Raw genomic sequence first — 16,452 nt, 5'->3', positions numbered from 1 at the left:
TTCGTTACATTTTTTCCATAAAATTTTGGATACTTGCTAAAGCCCTATTTGCCAGTGCTTCATTCTTATCTTTTTTGTTACGAATTTTTGTCTCAAGAACTGGCAATAAACCAAAATTCGCATTCATTGGCTGGAAATGTGAAGGATCAGCTGAAGTGATGTAATGTGCCATAGATCCTATAACTGTATCCTCAGGCAATATGACTGGAGTCTCACCTTGCGCAACCTTTGCAGCATTAATTCCAGCTATTAGACCAGCAGCAGCGGATTCAACATACCCTTCTACACCAGTCATTTGACCTGCAAAAAAGAGTGTGTCTCTATTTTGGAACTGATAAGTAGGTTGCAGCAACCTTGGTGAATTGATAAATGTGTTTCGGTGCATCACACCATATCGAACAAACTCGGCGTTCTCAAGTCCCGGTATCAATGATAAAACACGCTTTTGTTCACCCCATTTAAGGTGAGTTTGAAAACCAACTAAATTAAATAAAGTACCCGCTGCATTATCTTGACGAAGCTGAACTACAGCATATGGTAGCTTACCTGTATGTGGATTAACAAGCCCAACAGGCTTCATCGGCCCAAATAATGCTGTTTGTTTGCCCCGCTTCATCATGACTTCAATTGGCATACAGCCTTCAAAATAAATTTCCTTCTCAAATTCCTTGATAGGAGCAACCTCAGCGTTAATCAGCTCATTGTAGAACACATCGAACTCTTCTTCGGTCATCGGGCAGTTTAAGTAAGCCGCTTCACCCTTATCATAACGTGATGCTAAATAGACCTTGCTCATATCAATTGAATCCTTCTCAACAATTGGAGCTGCTGCATCATAGAAATATAGATACTCTTCACCCATTAACTCTTTTAGATGTGAAGAAAGACCTGGCGATGTTAACGGACCTGTTGCCACAACAACAATTCCTTCTGGCAAAGCTTCTAATTCTTCGTTACATACTTCAATTAACGGGTGATTACGTAGTGTATCTGTTATTTCCCCAGAGAAATTATCACGATCCACTGCAAGTGCTCCGCCAGCTGGTACTGAGTTACTATCTGCAGCACGCATGATAAGGGAATCTAATCTTCTCATTTCTTCTTTAAGAACACCTACAGCATTCGTAAGACCACCAGCTCTTAATGAATTCGAACAAACTAATTCTGCGAACTTATCTGTAATGTGTGCAGCCGTTTTGCGAACAGGACGCATCTCATATAATTTAACCGGAACACCGCGTGAAGCGATTTGATAAGCCGCTTCACTACCTGCAAGACCTGCTCCGATAACGGTAACTTGATTATTGGACAAAGAAAACACCTCGTATTTATGTTAGTAAATATATGTTTGTATAAACATCAATTCACTCATCATCTTGTGATTCATCTTGAACTTCTTCCTTGTATGAACATTCGGAACAATGAAGATGAACACCATTCTTACTACGCTTCTCAACCATGTATGCATTGCAATTCTGACAAGGCTTAGAAACTGGCTTATCCCACGATATAAAATCACATTCTGGATAGCGATCACAGCCATAGAAAATACGACCCTTTTTAGAGCGTCGTTCTACAACAGCACCTTGCTTGCATTTAGGACAGCCAACGCCGACATCTTTGACGATTGGTTTCGCATTACGGCAATCAGGGAATCCGGAGCACGCAAGGAACTTGCCGAAGCGTCCCATTTTGTACACGAGATGTTTACCGCATTTTTCACAAACTTCATCTGAAACTTCATCTTGTATTTCGACTTCTTTCATTTCCTCTTCAGCAAAAGCAAGTCTTTTACCAAAAGTAGTATAGAAAGTATCGAGAACACGTACCCAATCCTCTTGACCATCCTCTACGTGATCGAGCTCTTCCTCCATATGGGCAGTAAACTCAACATCGAGAATCTCAGGGAAAAATTCTACCATTAATTGAATAACCAGTTCCCCAAGCTCTGTAGGAACGAATTTCTTCTCATCAATAGCAACATAGCCTCTTTTTTGGATCGTCTCGAGTGTTGGAGCAAATGTACTTGGTCTTCCTATACCTAGCTCTTCCAGAGTTCGTACAAGACGTGCCTCAGTATAACGTGGTGGTGGCTGAGTAAAATGCTGTTTAGGATCAACAGTTTGCATCTTAATCTCATCACCTACTGCAAGTGGCGGAAGTAGTTTATCTTCCTCTGTCGTTCCATCGTCATTACCTTCAACATAAACCTTCATAAAACCAGCGAATTTAAGCTTCGAGCCCGTAGCTCGGAAATTAACATCACCAGCTCCGATACCTACAGTCATCGTATCAAGGATTGCAGACGACATTTGAGAGGCTACAAAGCGTTCCCAGATCAACTTATACAAGCGGAATTGATCACGGCTTAAAAACGACTTGAGCGTCTCTGGTTCACGAAGTACAGATGAAGGGCGAATACCTTCATGCGCATCCTGAGCATTCGTATTCTTCTTCGCATAAATTCGCGGTGTTTCTGTCAGATACTGTTCGCCATATTTACCCTTAATGAAATCTCTTGTTTCCTCTTGAGCAACTGGAGAAATTCGCGTTGAATCTGTACGCATGTATGTGATTAAACCAACTGTGCCTTCTTTACCAAGCTCGATTCCCTCATATAATTGCTGAGCTACGGACATCGTTTTGGATGCTCTAAAGTTCAATTTACGAGCAGCCTCTTGTTGTAAAGACGACGTAATGAATGGAGGCGCTGGATTGCGAAGTCTTTCTTTTTCCTTAACATCCTGAACGATGTAGGGCTTTCCTTTAATAGAAGCTAGAATAGTGTCGACATCTGCTTCTGTTTTTAACTCCTGTTTCTGTCCATTCACACCATAGAACTTAGCTTCAAGTGGTGATTGTCCAGCTAGTAAACCAGCAGTAATTGTCCAGTATTCTTCAGGAATAAATGCTTTAATTTCATTCTCGCGGTCGATTACGATTTTGACTGCAACCGATTGTACTCTACCCGCAGACAAACCCTTTTTAACCTTTTTCCAAAGCAAAGGTGAAATTTTGTATCCTACAAGTCTATCTAGAATACGCCTTGCTTGCTGAGCATTAACAAGGTCTGTATTAATTGTACGTGGCGTTTTGAATGCATCTTTAACTGCCTGTTTCGTAATCTCGTTAAATACAACACGACATGGTGCTTTATCATCTATATCTAGATAATAAGCAAGATGCCACGCAATTGCTTCCCCTTCGCGATCCGGGTCAGCTGCGAGATACACGTTCTTCACTTTTTTTGCAGCATCTTTAAGTTCCTTAAGTACAGACCCTTTTCCACGGATCGTTATGTACTTAGGCTCAAAATTATGTTCAACATCAACACCTATTTGACTTTTAGGAAGGTCTCTAATATGACCCATTGATGCTTTAACAATATATTTACTGCCTAAATATTTGCCAATCGTTTTCGCTTTGGCAGGTGATTCCACAATGACTAAAGAATCCGCCATAGGTCGCCCTCCCCCTTTTTATTTTAGATATATATTTTAGAAAGAAATGTATGTCGATCCTGGGAGCGATGCAATCCTTTTTTTCATAAGCAAATAAATCTCATGAATTTTGTATACATACTTTCCGTTAAATCCTGACATATGTCCTTTTTGTCCTGCGGCTATCATACTTTATTTATAAGTCCGTGGTCAAATTTGTGGTCATAAGCGAATTTTAGCATGCTACTCATTATTAACATTGTTTTGAAAAAATTTTCTCTTCTATATATAACTAAATACATTACGAAAATCAATGAGATAATGATTCATAATTAATCATTTTTAGAATATTTAAATAATTTAGTTATAAAGTCCTAATACAAAACTGATAAGCTAAACTATTCCATATATGTAGAATAAGTTCTTAGTATATGTACAATATCGCCAGTTTTGCAATTAAAAAAAACTCTATCTACATAAAGGTTTCATTTTATTTTACTTTTTTATAATTGAAATCCTCCCACGCCTTAATAATTCGCATTTCTTTATCCTTAACCTCAATAAACTTTTTCTCAATCAGATTTCTGGTAGCTGCTTTAACACGTCCAGGTGATCTACCTGTATAGCGGCAAAGATCATCTAAATTAAGTTGAACCCAATCTTGTCTATATAGATTGAAAAGCACACGTAAAATCTTTCGTTCATCATCATTTAGCATACTACACACCTCAAACAAAAATATTCGTTCTCACCTTACATGTATTTATCAGTTTGTGCGAAAAAAATACCCACGTATGTTTGTGTGGGTATTTGAGAAAATCATTAATGTCACTTAAATTATTCACTTTTATTTTCTTGTAAATAGTACCAATAATTTAACAAGAAAAATCTCAAACTTGTACCCAATAACATTACACTAGTTATTAATGTAAAGAAACTAATATAACATAACACCATAGACCAGATTCCTAACAAAGTCAGACTCATTTCAAATGGAATATAGGTAACTCCATATGTAAATAGGGAAGAAATTAAAGTTAAACCAATTAATCCACCAGTATAATAAAAACTAAACATAATGTTTATCAAATAATTAATTTTACCTTCAGAATTAATGGAATTAATAACTTTCGTACTAAGAGTTGCACTTAGAATAGATAATCCACTAATAACAAAAGCAAGAAGGCCGAATAATCCGCCAGTATTAGCAAGTAATAATGTTCTAACTAAACTTACAACTTCATCAATACCTTCTTTACTAATACTATTAGATAAATTTGATTTAAAATTCAACCAACTGCTTGAGTTACTTGCAACAATTAATAATACTAAAGTTAGTATGCAACTTAAAAGTAACGATACTAATGCTTCTTTACTATTCCATAAATCACAATACTTTTTAGTCTTGATCAAAAGATGTTTAAATCGATTATTGTTGAAGTAATAATCGATATCGTGTTCATTATTCTCCGTCTTTGTGCTCTTCTCTGCTTGTTTCTTTTTCACTCTTCATCATTTCCTCACTTAGAACTTTTAAAATGAGTAATTCTGATATCCCAGCCCTTGTTTTTTCCATTATTTCAGGAATTGAATCTTTTGCATTTGCAGAAATAGGTCTAGTAAAAGGGGCATCATCCTTGCTATTGACTGTAACGTCTTCTTTAGATTGATTTTTTCCAGATACTATCATTTCTCCATACCCTCGGGTTACTGCTCCTATCCATTTTTGTATATATGCTGCTGCAATATTTAGCCCTTTTTTTGCAGTTCCAGCAAAGTTCATTTGAAACTTCGTTGCGTTTGTCTCTTTAATTTGATCCGCATTTGATCCCATAAGAGCTGCAAAATCTTCTTTATCACCATTTGGTGGTATTACTTTCACATTTACTTCTTTTACAAATGAAAATACCTTAAGTCTTTCCTGTAATTTTTTTAAATCTGATTCTACATATATTTTAACCTCACCGATGTCACAACATGCCTCAAGCAGTTGTGTAAACTTTTCGATAAATTGGTTCCTGCCAAATAGCCTTTTCGGTACGAACCCAATTATCTCTTTTTCAATATTAAAACTAAATGTTACATATTGAGCCATTTTTTCGTCCTTAATTTCAGTTACATCATCTTCAACTTGATTATAGCTTGCGTGAACACCTGGAGCATATAACACTACACGTCCATTTATTACAAATTTTTCTGGATCCTTATCTAAAGTAATAAACTTAAATGTACCATCAGAATCACGCAAACTAACATTAGTACTAATTCCATCATAAAGCTTAAAAAGTAGTTCAGCTCTCTTTTTCTCATCTGAATAGATATTGTATATCTCTTCATTAAAATTAAACTTAGCAAAATAAACTCTTGGCATTATGTCAAACCTCCATGTTTTGATATTATTCATGAAAGTTCGACATTTCACCGAAAATTCCTGCAATACGTCTATTTATTCGCTAGCACAAGATCATATGTTCTGTTAATAAAGCTTATCATATCACCGATATTTCTTCTATAAGTATTCTTAATATATCCAAAACCTATCTTAATGTATTACTTGTTTTTTATGCGTAACGATATAGCTAGTCCACGCCAAAACTCATCAGTGCCAACCGGATTATTAATTATGCCACCAAGATCAGCAGAGCCAAACTCCTTCACAAACCAAATAGGAGCTGTTAGTTTCTTTGTCTGATTCTCCAACTCTTTTACTCTTCTCTCTAACTTCTCAATATTTTCTAACACTAGTAAAACCTCCTCGTCATATTTCTTCAATCCATAATCATCGATAATTTTAATCAACTTAGCGGCATACTTTGGATCTGTTGCATATCCACTTGCCTGCAGCATCTCAGCTTGTTGATACGGTGACTGTGCCGACCGTACACGATCATAACGCTTGAACTTAAACAATATGTCCTGATCACGGAAGCAATCCTCAACACTGTCATACACCCTCCAGTTAGCAGACACGTTATCATGGCGTATGCCGTCATACACTTCCCAAGTTTTTGTGTATACACTGCGTCCATCCCAGTATGCTGTTGTTCCAAGGCTTCCTACTTTATATCCCACAATGTTATTCCATGGGTGTATTGTCCAGCCTGTTTCATGTGCAGCTTGAGCAATTCGAAGTGAAGGAAAGATGAATGATCCATCAAGCCGAAGGTTGACCGCAATGGGCGCGATCCGAGCAATGAAATCTGTTGGTTTCATTATGCAGTTCCCTCCCTATCCTTCGCTTCCTTTCTTTTAAGTGCGCGATCAAGCTTAGATTCAATTTCACTTTTTACCCAGTCTGCAATTTTAGTCATAATCCAATCTGGTATCCATCTTCCCCACCCAGCTCGAATTGCATTTGCAGTCGATGATTGAATGGTGTGGTATAGCAATCCTGCTGCTAACAGTCCAAATAGGACAGGTGGCAAATTAAATGCCATATCCAGTAAATGACCACCCGCTGGTAGGGCTAACATAAAGAACGAGCGAAATACTCCGTCAATGCCATACTCTGAAGCGTACGAATTATCTTTTTTCGATGCCCGGCTACCTGATATCCAATCCAATGCAATAAAAAATATCAGAGCAAGCATTAAATACAACACGATGTTACCTTGACCATACAAGAACTCAAACGACGGAACCAAGAAGGCCCCCAAAAATGCTGGTTGCATTACCTTTTCAACGTTCATTCCCATACCCCCTATAAATTAGTTAAATAAAATACAAAGAGCCGCCATCAAGGGCGACTCTCTTCAACACATGCATTTGTAATTTCATATTTCTTAAGCAATTCAATAAACGCCAGATCTGAGCAAGCTTCATCAGGAAAATCATAATCAGGATCATGCTCATAATATGAAGGATCGTCATAAACCGATTCCTCATAATCATAACTACGACCACTAGGACCACCTGACATTAATAATAAGTTTGCAATAATTAGTGCAAGTACAGTTAATACTATGCCTGTCCGCATGCTCATAAAACCACTCACTTTCGTAAGCCTCTAGCAGCCATTTCATTCATAGCCGCGTCAAGTTGATCTAATCTCTTGCGTTTTTCCTCAGGAGTCATAGTTGCACTGTCTCTAGCTCCTTTATATTGTTTCATCATCTCATCAATCTGTTTCTTTGCACTCTTAAGTGCGCCGTAGTCAGGATCGTTAAACTCCTCATCATTACGATCAGCTGAAGCTTTCTTTTTGCTGAGTTTGTCCCACTTATCATAGAAGTCTTCACGAACTTGACCTCCACCTGCAGTGTTAACAGTGAATGCTTTAACAAGAGGTTGCTCTGACCATTTCTTCTCCGGTAGAGGAATGTCACGCCCTCCCTTACCTGCATTAATAAGTGCGTCAATGCCACTTATAGCATATTGTCCAAGTCCAGCTGTATAACCTTTAAGTGTATTATCTATGATTCGAGGACTAGCCGCGTTTGTTTCTCCAAGACCCAATGCCGCGGCCGCTTGACCAAGACCTTTAGAGACTTCACTAGTATAAGTTCCATATTGGTCCTTTTTCTCAAATCTTTGTTCTGCTTGAGGTACTATAGGAGCTTTACGAAAAAAAGAATGGTTAGTGATTGCTTCCAATAATGGAGTTAGTGCTGTGAACAATACTGGTGGTGTAAGTGACTCAGCAACCGTACTTCCGTACCGTTTAAATGCTTCAGGATCGTTTTCATTCAACCAGCGCAATGATCGTTCTGTACCAGTTGAAAATAACATTCCTACTTCAAAAGGTTTAGGAATACGAAAGAATTCACCATCAGGACCAGGAACAATAAAAAAGCTGTCTTTCTGCCATTGAGGAATGTTGTCGTACACTTTCTTTTGGTCTTCTGGAAGGCTATTAACCCAATAGTACAATCCAATTGATGGAAGTACAAGTGATGTAAATGCACGTGTTACAAACGATGCTGGGTTGTCTTTAAACGATCGTACCATCTTGTCTGTTCCTTGCAGTGAAGCATTAAGAAAAGCAGTCGCTTTATTCCACTGTCTTGTTGCACTACCGGCTCGATTAAAATCCATTAAATCTCTAGATGTGTAAGCAGCTTCTTCTAGGCTACCTGTTTTCTTAAGTGTTTTATTAAAAGACCCAACCTTCGTTGCAAACTCTGATATCTCAGCACCCTTGCGAAGTACATTTACAGTTGATTTTAGCGGTGTATACAGACTGATTAGTTTAGCTAATTCCTTAGGGCTAGTAATGACATTCAACGTTTTATCTTTCAAACTATTCTTGAATACTTCTTTCAATGCTTCACGGTTAGCGTCGCGATCTAAAGACATCATAGTCCCCATTGCTCCACCGGAGTTAATAAACTTGTCAAAGGTATCTGTTTTTCCGATTACATGCCCCAGACCTTTAAAGAAATCAATTGGATTAAACCCGTACTTTGTACTGTTAATGGTAGCCCCTACAACATCACGAAAAGCGTTACGAATCATAAACTCAGGTGTAAGTGTTGCTCCTGCTCTCAAAACTCCTGCCATACCACCTAAGAACTTAATAAGTGAGTTTGTAGACTCATTATCAAGTGACAGCATTGCATTGTACAATTCAGGATCTCTGATCTTAAATTGATTCTTCTCACCATCTATAGATACTGAAATAATGTGGTCTTGAAGATCGCGGCCGCCTGTACCAAGATGCTCAACCCATGCACCTGCTCCTTCGATCTTTGCTAAATCAGCTAATTGTAAGCCTACTTTATTCTTAGCGGCAGCGTTCATAATCAAAAAAGTATTATTTATCATACCTTCAAAAGAGTTAATGATAGATTTTGTAGAACCTTCCTCTGACATTCGTTTTAAAGGATTGGTTAGATTAGCAAAACCACTTGATATACCATTGCTTCCTTTTTTATAACCAGCAACTCCATCATCATTTAAGGCTCTAAAAAATGGAACATAATTTGGATATTTCTTTTTCATTTCTTCAACACTTTTGGCAGTATAAATTTCTGCATCTACCAATAAATCAAGTAAGGAATTATTATATTTTATAATCTTCTGTTGAGCATGCAGTACTTCAGGGATTTTATCAAGCCTATTAAAAACTGAAACAATATGATTATCATCAAATGGAACTCGTTTCCCCATTTTTTTCAGGTCTACTGCATGTTTAACTGCCAAATAAGTTGCGAATTCCTTTTCAGTAATTCCTAACTCCTGTAGAGGTTTTACTATTTCAGTTAATCCATCAGAAACTTTATTACCATTGGAATCAATTATTCCTCGTGTAACAGCCATCTTTGCGCGTTCGTTAACTCCACGACTAAGACGAGCCATTTTATAAATTGAATCCTTACCGACACCTACAGATCCCTTAAGTGCTTTTTCAGCTATCAGAAGAGGATTCAATTCATCAAAAGATCTTGTATACCATTCATTTTTGTTAAACTTTTTCTTTGGAGCTCCACCATCGAAATCAATTAATCCTACAGCCTGGTTAAAATCACCTTGAGTAATCCACGTATCCATATCCTTTTGAGTAGCTTGTAAGCCTTTTTTTATCTTTGAAGGTAACGATTTTACTATGTGTCTACTAAACTCAGGAGCAAGCAACATAGCACGTTCTGGATCTGTAAAATACAACCTAAAATACTCAGCTATGCCTTCATCATGCAGTTGGCTTGGATGGTAGGCTGCAATATCGACCTCTCCAACCTCTTTAAGAAGATTATTAAGCTCTACTTGGTGTAATTGATCTTTAAGTTTGTATTTATTATCTAGAAAATGACCAACTTCATGAGATATTGTTTGTAGATCCTCTGCCATCTTTGTGCGGACAACTTTATTTTGAGTATGAAATTGACCAAGAACAGCTTTATCCTTTGTTGCCATGTGACCTGAATCAATAATAACACCAAGATTCTTTTTGATGTTTTCGACCACCTGAATGCGAGAAATAGTTCTTTCAGACTGATCAGCTGCATTTCTGAATGGAATATGATTACCAGAATAAGTTTGAACATTATCAGGGATAACAGTATCGGAACGTTTCTGCATAGCCTGTATTCCATCTGGAAGTAGCTTGCCTAATTTGTTCTTCTCTCCTTCTAAAGTCATAACAGCTGTCTCTAATTCAGCTTTGGTTACATTATCGACCTGAGACATGCTTTCACGTATCCCATTTAGTTCGTTTTCTATCTCTTGTAGTTCATTCGGTTTCCAAGCAGGCATTTTTCCTGTTTCCGTCTGGAATCCTTTCTTCACATGCTGATCAGCCAAAATACGCAAATCCTTATCAGTTGGCATTCGTCTATTTTGGGAATAGAACTCTTGAAGCCATGGTGGATTGTTAGAGACACTTCCATATCTGCCGACAACGTTTCCAGTTAAGTCATCCTTAATAATCCCTGCTTTATCTGCACTTCGACGATTAGTTACAGACTCTTTAAGATACTGATATTGATCTTCGATTGCTTGAGTTAGTTGCTGTTGGTATCCCTCACTACGCCGATAATTAGCAGCAAGATCATTACCCGATGAAGTAATTTCAGGCTGACTTGGCATTTGCATTTCTCTCGCAGGTGAACTTCCAGCCTTATATAAAGCTTCTTCGCCAACTAAATCTGGTTTCTTTAAAAACTCATCAATCGCATCTTTGAACGCTTTCTTATCTTGGATTTTCGTTGCCATATTTCCAATACCATGCCCAACTGCACCAACTAAAGGACCTGCAATAGCTCCCATAACTCCATCCATTGCCATGTTCTTAGCAATCTGCGCTGTGCTATCTTCACCCTGTAGCAATGAATAAGGCGCAGCATACGCCGCGCCAGTTATAGCTTCTTTAACGGATTCTTGAGCCATCTTCCCTGCAAGTTTTTCAGACATGTGAATACCCTGTGTATTAAGCAAAGGATTTAGTTTCTGAGCAACTTTCTGCCCTGCATTACTAATGGCCTGTTCTGCCCTTGATCCAGCCTTAGTAGCCAGTAATGATCCCATCCCCTTATACACCGCTGTAGGACCACCGCCGCCGCTAGGATTAAATAAATATCCACCCATATGACCTGTAACATCTGCTATTTTATTAATAGTTTCATTTTCAGAACCTCTCGGCTGCCATTCCTGCATTTTCACTTTCATACCAGGGTTACCTTTAAGATCAGTTGTAGGCATTACAGAAGATACAGCCGAATGTGCCGTTCTCCCGATAACCCCATCACTTAAACCTACCTTATCTTGTATCCATTCAATACCTCTTCCAACTGGAGCAAGTATTTTTTGAGCTATATTACCATCTTCCATACGATCCAATAAATCATCATTGTAATTACTTGATGTGTTAGAATTTACGGAAACATTTGAATCGGTAGCCATTGGCTTAAGATGCTCAGGCATTTTGCCATTTTTGATGTTCATCATAGTATCAAGTGGTGACTGAATGTTGGTCTTTGAAACAAAGTCAGATATTTCTTTCTTATGGTTATCAATTCGAAATTCACTGAAAGTAGGAAATGATTTAGATTGTGGTTTCTGCTGTTCTTTGCGGAAGTCCTCAAAATTCTTAATTCCAGCCAATTCTAATCACTCCTAATTTATAAATTTCTCATCAATCCACTTCATCAAGTCCCGATAATCTGAATCACTGAACTGATCTCTTACTGAATTTGCATAAGATTTAGCTTCTTGATTTGTTACATTTGAACTCTTTGACATTTCATTTTTTGTTGCCGATAGGTTTTCGTACGAATCTTTACTAGGTATTTGCGTTTCCTTCGGTTTGCTTGAGCTACCATAGTAAGAAGGATTACTAGGATCTTTAGACCAATCAAACTTGTTCTGATCCAGCTGCTGAGCCTTATTTTTAAATGCCATTTCAGATACAAATTGAGATTGTTGTTGATTAAGTTTCGACCAATCAAGTCCCATCTGTTGAGAGAACTGCTTAACGCTTTGATCAAAGGATTTATCTTTAAATGTGTTTTCCCATAACTGCTGTGCCTTAGTAAAATCAAACTGCTGAGTTTTAAACGTATTATCCCATTGACGCTGTGCTTCTTGGGTGGTAAATTGTTTTTCTCGGAATTGATTGTCTTGCTGTCTTTGATCTTGTTGAGCATTAAATTGCTTGCCTGCAAGAGTCTGAATCCCATTACGCATATATCCAGTTCGATCTGCCCAATCCATATTTTGGCCCCAGTCTTGCTGTTGCCCCGCTAGAGTTCTCTGGTTATTGTAATTCCCAGTCAACTGTCCTTGTTGTAATCCAAGATTCTGTTGTCCCATATACTCGCTGAATAATTGTTCTCGAATACGATCAGCGCGGTCTTGATCACGATTTACAAGAGCCTGTGCCATCTCTGCAATCTTTGCCTGCTTAGAAGCTTCCATATCAGCAGCTTGACCTTGTGAAGCTAATGCAATCTTATTAAGCTGATCCTGCTGCAATCCAGAGTGTGAGCCGCCTATCTTAGAAGCTCGTTCGCCTGCATTCATTTCATTCTGATACTGATTATTTTTAAGATTCTGGAGCGCTCTAGCGAATAATGGATCAAGCTGACCGCTAACCTGCTTTGATGCATCATCAAATGAGATTGTAGGTGTTTCAGGTGGAGACCATGATGACCCACCTCCACCTCCACCTCCACCTCCGCCATATGAGATAGGTGAAGGTGGCATAGGTTGCTGTTTTTCCATTCCCATTGTGTGTACACCTTTGATTGAATCATAAGAACCACCATTGCCAATAGAATTACGAATTGCATTTGCTTGTTGATTCAATTGACCTTGTAACTGTTTATTTCCAGATGCAGCCTGCCATTGCATTCCTAAATCGGCTATCTGTTTATGTTTATCATTAGTTGGATCGAAATTAGATATATTCGACCCATAAGCAGGCTTTTTTGTTGCTGAACCAACAACTGCCATAATGCACCTCCTGACAAATACAAATAACCCCCGAGGTTCGAGGGCATAAAAAATACACCTTAATAGGTGTTCTTGATGTTAAGCTTATTCATCCTTATCCGTTAAGCTACTACTCCGCTATTGATGATAATGTAATCCTCCACAGCTTGCTTGTACTCTGGATTCGTCACATCGTCCAATTCAAACGGTCTTTGCTTCAATGGATTCATACCACCATTCATAATACGCTCAGCCAAAATACGCACAACTACTTCATTTACCATTATAGTAACCCTCCTACTTTTTCATTTTCTTGTAATAGCAATTGATCTTCTAAAGCTTTAATCGTTTCCTCTGGTGTTGGAACACTTTCAATCCATTGAGTAATGACAATACGTTCAGAAACAGGTGCGGATTTAGGTTTACTAACATCAATATGATAAATTACAGCTCTCTTAAAATTGTTCTCATTGTATCCAAAGGGAAGATCCATAAAGTCAATTGATAAAGGTCTTAATCCTTCCTGTAGATCGCCATGCATTTCATTTAATGTACCATTTAGAGGTTCACCATTTCCTGAATCAAAAATTATTCTCATTCCATATTCCATATTTAAAAATCACCACTTTCTTTATTCATATGCCCACCATGTATACTGAGCTTCTCGTTGAGATGTTGCATACCCTGCTGGTAGAAAAAATTCTGTTTCATTAACCCTCAGTGGAGAGATTGATTTAAAGAACTCACTTCCAACGATTGTTGAAAAATCTGGATCAAAATTTTCTTTGTAAAGTATAAAACTATCATCAGATTCAAGATAGGCAATTATAACACTTGGTTTAAAAGCTAATCCCTTAACATTAATTGAGTAATTTGTTATTACAACACCACTTTTCCTTGTAAAATTAGATTCAAAATAGCTGCTCTTAACAGTACCTGTTGCAAACTTTTTCCCTGTAGATACATTTGCAATTTTACCCATTAGAACATCTAAGCTTTCAGATCCATTTGCTGCTGTACCTTTTGCAGTTAGGTTAGCTGCACCTTTATTTTTAGCATTTTGGATATGCGCGTTAACTTGAGCAAACGTATTTCCACTTGTAGCAGGTAAGCCAACAACGGAAATAGTCCCATTTTTACCGTCATTGGCAAACGTAAAAAGCTCAGATAATGCACCTTCAACATCAGTTGCTGTAAACTTATTAGCTGCATCAGTAATCGTCACTATATCGGCTGATGTTTTGATATACACTTGATCCCATTCATTATTAGCTGGGTTACGTTCATTGATCTCGATTTTTTTAAGAGTCATGTTCTCACCTCACAATGTTCTATACCAGAAATCACCTGGATTATTTACTATAGGCTCATTACCTACGCTTATATTTTTCTTGTTGTTCCAATTAATTTTGTCCGTTTGTGTGACATGTACATCTACATTAGATAGATGCCCATTTACCGTTGATGATTCAGCTTTATTTGTTAGTTGTTGATCAACATAGATTTTATCTGCTTTTCCAGATATAGCAGAAGTAGTAATGAAACCAATGTCATTCGATAACTGACTAACTTTACTTGGAATAGTTGGTTTACCTAGTAAATCACTGTACTGTCCACTAAAATCAGACTTGGCATCCCATCTTGCCTTTGATAATTCATCCACATGAATATTAGGATCAACTATATGGATATCTACCTCATCAACCACTTTTAAATCAACGCTCAAGGATGTACCCGTATAATCTAACTTTTCTAGAATGGATAAATTACTATGATAATGACCATCTGAGTATCCTGACTCAATAGAATTTATCCTTCTTTCGTGATCGGTTACTTGAGTAAATTCGACAGGATGTGAATGATCTTTATCAGCCTTTCCTGCAAATTGCGTGCTTGCATCCGTCTTTTTTAAATATGCTCCATCATGATTATGATCGAAAGGCGCATAAATCAAATTGTGAGAATGGTTTAATGCTGCATAATTACCATCATGATTGTGATCTAGATGGGCATAAGCCAAATCGTGATCATGAGTTATCGATGCATATATTGAGTTGTGATCGTGATCGAAGTCAATAATATCTGCTTTTTGATGTGAGTGATCAGCTGCAGGATACATAGTTGGTTTCCCAGTTACCTCGCCCCAATCAACACGTAGATCATTTGCTCCAATTAAGATATAACTCGATGTTTCATTATCCCAAAAATAAATTTCCCCTTTATGAGATCCTGTGAGTACTTGGTAATACTCTTTATCCTTAGTAGCTGGTAAATCCTCAAATGTAGCAATGGGAAATATCTTTGCAGACGCATTAACCATCTGTTTTAATTCTTCATCAAATAGACTGAAATCGATCCTTCTTCCACCTATCATAACAACACCTTACCCCAAAGCTTCCCTGCCTTTTTATTTACAGGCTCTTGAGAAGAAATATTTAGTAGACCATTTATTTCATCAGCTCCACCATTTTGATGCGTTATTGCGTGTTCCCCCGTAAGTCCAAGACGCTCAAAGTACTTGAATGTAATCTCAGCTCCATTACCTTCTGGTACTGTGAGGACTATGCTAGTTGTTGAGCTTTCAATAAGCCCTCCACTTTTCTGTGAACGGTGTAATGTATCATTTACGATAGCTTCAATTCTATTTTCCCCAATAACATAATTACCAGAAAATAATTCAAATCTCTGATATCCCTCTAAAGTCAAAGTGCCTTGATGCGTTTGTCCAGCTGCATCACGATAAGTGAATGTTCCATCACCATTATTGGAGCTAATAATAGTGAACACTTCGTATTTAATTATCGTATCTCCTGTACGCATATAAGCTGATATTTCTTCCTTGGTATGATAACGATTATCATGATTATGAACAGCTAAATTACTCAATTGTGTATTTGCTGAATTGAGCTGTTGGTATACCGTAGTTCCACTTAGTTGCGATAAAAATGCTGATCCAATTTTCTCAGCACCACTAGAACCAGGCAAAGAATTTGATAAACCACTAATCTCACCTTCTGTACTTAGTAAACGGTCATCATGAGCATTATGAGCACTAATAAGAAGATTCAATTCGGCATTTACGTCATCTGACTTAATTCTCGTTCTGGGTTTAAAATTAAATAATCTTTGAATTTTTCCCATGTCC

The 16,452-nt window shown here is 37.6% G+C and carries 15 protein-coding genes; all 15 read right to left on the bottom strand.

Annotated features, from left to right (window positions below; all coding sequences use genetic code 11):
- Positions 1-4 precede the first annotated feature (4 nt).
- Positions 5-1,312: an FADH(2)-oxidizing methylenetetrahydrofolate--tRNA-(uracil(54)-C(5))-methyltransferase TrmFO gene (trmFO, locus tag AC1DOK_RS05800; protein ID WP_477553297.1), complete on the bottom strand. Its 1,308-nt coding sequence runs from the start codon at positions 1,310-1,312 to the stop codon at positions 5-7.
- 52 nt (positions 1,313-1,364) lie between these two features.
- A complete protein-coding gene (topA, locus tag AC1DOK_RS05795) occupies positions 1,365-3,461 on the bottom strand; it encodes a type I DNA topoisomerase (RefSeq protein ID WP_477553296.1) in 2,097 nt (698 codons plus the stop codon).
- Between the two features lie 469 nt (positions 3,462-3,930).
- Complete coding sequence (locus AC1DOK_RS05790) at positions 3,931-4,158, bottom strand: hypothetical protein (RefSeq protein WP_477553295.1); 228 nt, start codon at positions 4,156-4,158, stop codon at positions 3,931-3,933.
- Between the two features lie 119 nt (positions 4,159-4,277).
- Positions 4,278-4,946: a hypothetical protein gene (locus AC1DOK_RS05785; protein WP_477553294.1), complete on the bottom strand. Its 669-nt coding sequence runs from the start codon at positions 4,944-4,946 to the stop codon at positions 4,278-4,280.
- Positions 4,903-5,811, bottom strand: a complete 909-nt coding sequence (locus tag AC1DOK_RS05780) for a hypothetical protein (protein WP_477553293.1) — start codon at positions 5,809-5,811, stop codon at positions 4,903-4,905. The genes AC1DOK_RS05785 and AC1DOK_RS05780 overlap by 44 nt, the downstream gene beginning before the upstream one ends.
- Before the next feature lie 179 nt (positions 5,812-5,990).
- Positions 5,991-6,653 carry a glycoside hydrolase family 73 protein gene (locus AC1DOK_RS05775; protein WP_477553292.1) on the bottom strand — a complete coding sequence of 221 codons (663 nt, stop codon included), beginning with the start codon at positions 6,651-6,653 and terminating at the stop codon, positions 5,991-5,993.
- A complete protein-coding gene (locus tag AC1DOK_RS05770; protein WP_477553291.1) occupies positions 6,653-7,129 on the bottom strand; it encodes a phage holin family protein in 477 nt (158 codons plus the stop codon). The genes AC1DOK_RS05775 and AC1DOK_RS05770 overlap by 1 nt, the downstream gene beginning before the upstream one ends.
- A gap of 47 nt (positions 7,130-7,176) precedes the next feature.
- A complete protein-coding gene (locus tag AC1DOK_RS05765; protein ID WP_477553290.1) occupies positions 7,177-7,416 on the bottom strand; it encodes a hypothetical protein in 240 nt (79 codons plus the stop codon).
- Positions 7,417-7,430: 14 nt separating this feature from the next.
- Positions 7,431-11,978 carry an LPD38 domain-containing protein gene (locus AC1DOK_RS05760; protein WP_477553289.1) on the bottom strand — a complete coding sequence of 1,516 codons (4,548 nt, stop codon included), beginning with the start codon at positions 11,976-11,978 and terminating at the stop codon, positions 7,431-7,433.
- A 12-nt stretch (positions 11,979-11,990) separates the two neighbouring features.
- On the bottom strand, positions 11,991-13,328 hold the full coding sequence (locus tag AC1DOK_RS05755; protein ID WP_477553288.1) for a hypothetical protein: 1,338 nt from the start codon (positions 13,326-13,328) through the stop codon (positions 11,991-11,993).
- Positions 13,329-13,429: 101 nt separating this feature from the next.
- The gene (locus tag AC1DOK_RS05750; RefSeq protein ID WP_477553287.1) at positions 13,430-13,591 is read right to left on the bottom strand and encodes a hypothetical protein; all 162 of its coding nucleotides are present in this window, start codon (positions 13,589-13,591) and stop codon (positions 13,430-13,432) included.
- Positions 13,591-13,917 carry a hypothetical protein gene (locus AC1DOK_RS05745; protein WP_477553286.1) on the bottom strand — a complete coding sequence of 109 codons (327 nt, stop codon included), beginning with the start codon at positions 13,915-13,917 and terminating at the stop codon, positions 13,591-13,593. Before AC1DOK_RS05745 ends, AC1DOK_RS05750 begins: the two co-directional genes overlap by 1 nt.
- A gap of 21 nt (positions 13,918-13,938) precedes the next feature.
- Positions 13,939-14,619, bottom strand: a complete 681-nt coding sequence (locus AC1DOK_RS05740; RefSeq protein ID WP_477553285.1) for a hypothetical protein — start codon at positions 14,617-14,619, stop codon at positions 13,939-13,941.
- A gap of 9 nt (positions 14,620-14,628) precedes the next feature.
- Positions 14,629-15,681, bottom strand: coding sequence for a hypothetical protein (locus AC1DOK_RS05735; protein WP_477553284.1), 1,053 nt, complete (start codon positions 15,679-15,681; stop codon positions 14,629-14,631).
- On the bottom strand, positions 15,678-16,448 hold the full coding sequence (locus AC1DOK_RS05730) for a hypothetical protein (RefSeq protein WP_477553283.1): 771 nt from the start codon (positions 16,446-16,448) through the stop codon (positions 15,678-15,680). Before AC1DOK_RS05730 ends, AC1DOK_RS05735 begins: the two co-directional genes overlap by 4 nt.
- Positions 16,449-16,452 lie beyond the last annotated feature (4 nt).

Source organism: Paenibacillus sp. P5_B5, assembly GCF_056400365.1.
This window is presented reverse-complemented; position numbering and strand designations above follow the sequence as displayed.

Bases quoted from the DNA above. Each gene is read 5' to 3' on its own strand.
- topA (WP_477553296.1), bottom strand. From the start codon at position 3,461: ATGGCGGATTCTTTAGTCATTGTGGAATCACCTGCCAAAGCGAAAACG.
- AC1DOK_RS05790 (WP_477553295.1), bottom strand. From the start codon at position 4,158: ATGCTAAATGATGATGAACGAAAGATTTTACGTGTGCTTTTCAATCTA.
- AC1DOK_RS05780 (WP_477553293.1), bottom strand. From the start codon at position 5,811: ATGCCAAGAGTTTATTTTGCTAAGTTTAATTTTAATGAAGAGATATAC.
- AC1DOK_RS05775 (WP_477553292.1), bottom strand. From the start codon at position 6,653: ATGAAACCAACAGATTTCATTGCTCGGATCGCGCCCATTGCGGTCAAC.
- AC1DOK_RS05770 (WP_477553291.1), bottom strand. From the start codon at position 7,129: ATGAACGTTGAAAAGGTAATGCAACCAGCATTTTTGGGGGCCTTCTTG.
- AC1DOK_RS05765 (WP_477553290.1), bottom strand. From the start codon at position 7,416: ATGCGGACAGGCATAGTATTAACTGTACTTGCACTAATTATTGCAAAC.
- AC1DOK_RS05755 (WP_477553288.1), bottom strand. From the start codon at position 13,328: ATGGCAGTTGTTGGTTCAGCAACAAAAAAGCCTGCTTATGGGTCGAAT.
- AC1DOK_RS05750 (WP_477553287.1), bottom strand. From the start codon at position 13,591: ATGGTAAATGAAGTAGTTGTGCGTATTTTGGCTGAGCGTATTATGAAT.
- AC1DOK_RS05745 (WP_477553286.1), bottom strand. From the start codon at position 13,917: ATGGAATATGGAATGAGAATAATTTTTGATTCAGGAAATGGTGAACCT.
- AC1DOK_RS05740 (WP_477553285.1), bottom strand. From the start codon at position 14,619: ATGACTCTTAAAAAAATCGAGATCAATGAACGTAACCCAGCTAATAAT.
- AC1DOK_RS05735 (WP_477553284.1), bottom strand. From the start codon at position 15,681: ATGATAGGTGGAAGAAGGATCGATTTCAGTCTATTTGATGAAGAATTA.
- AC1DOK_RS05730 (WP_477553283.1), bottom strand. From the start codon at position 16,448: ATGGGAAAAATTCAAAGATTATTTAATTTTAAACCCAGAACGAGAATT.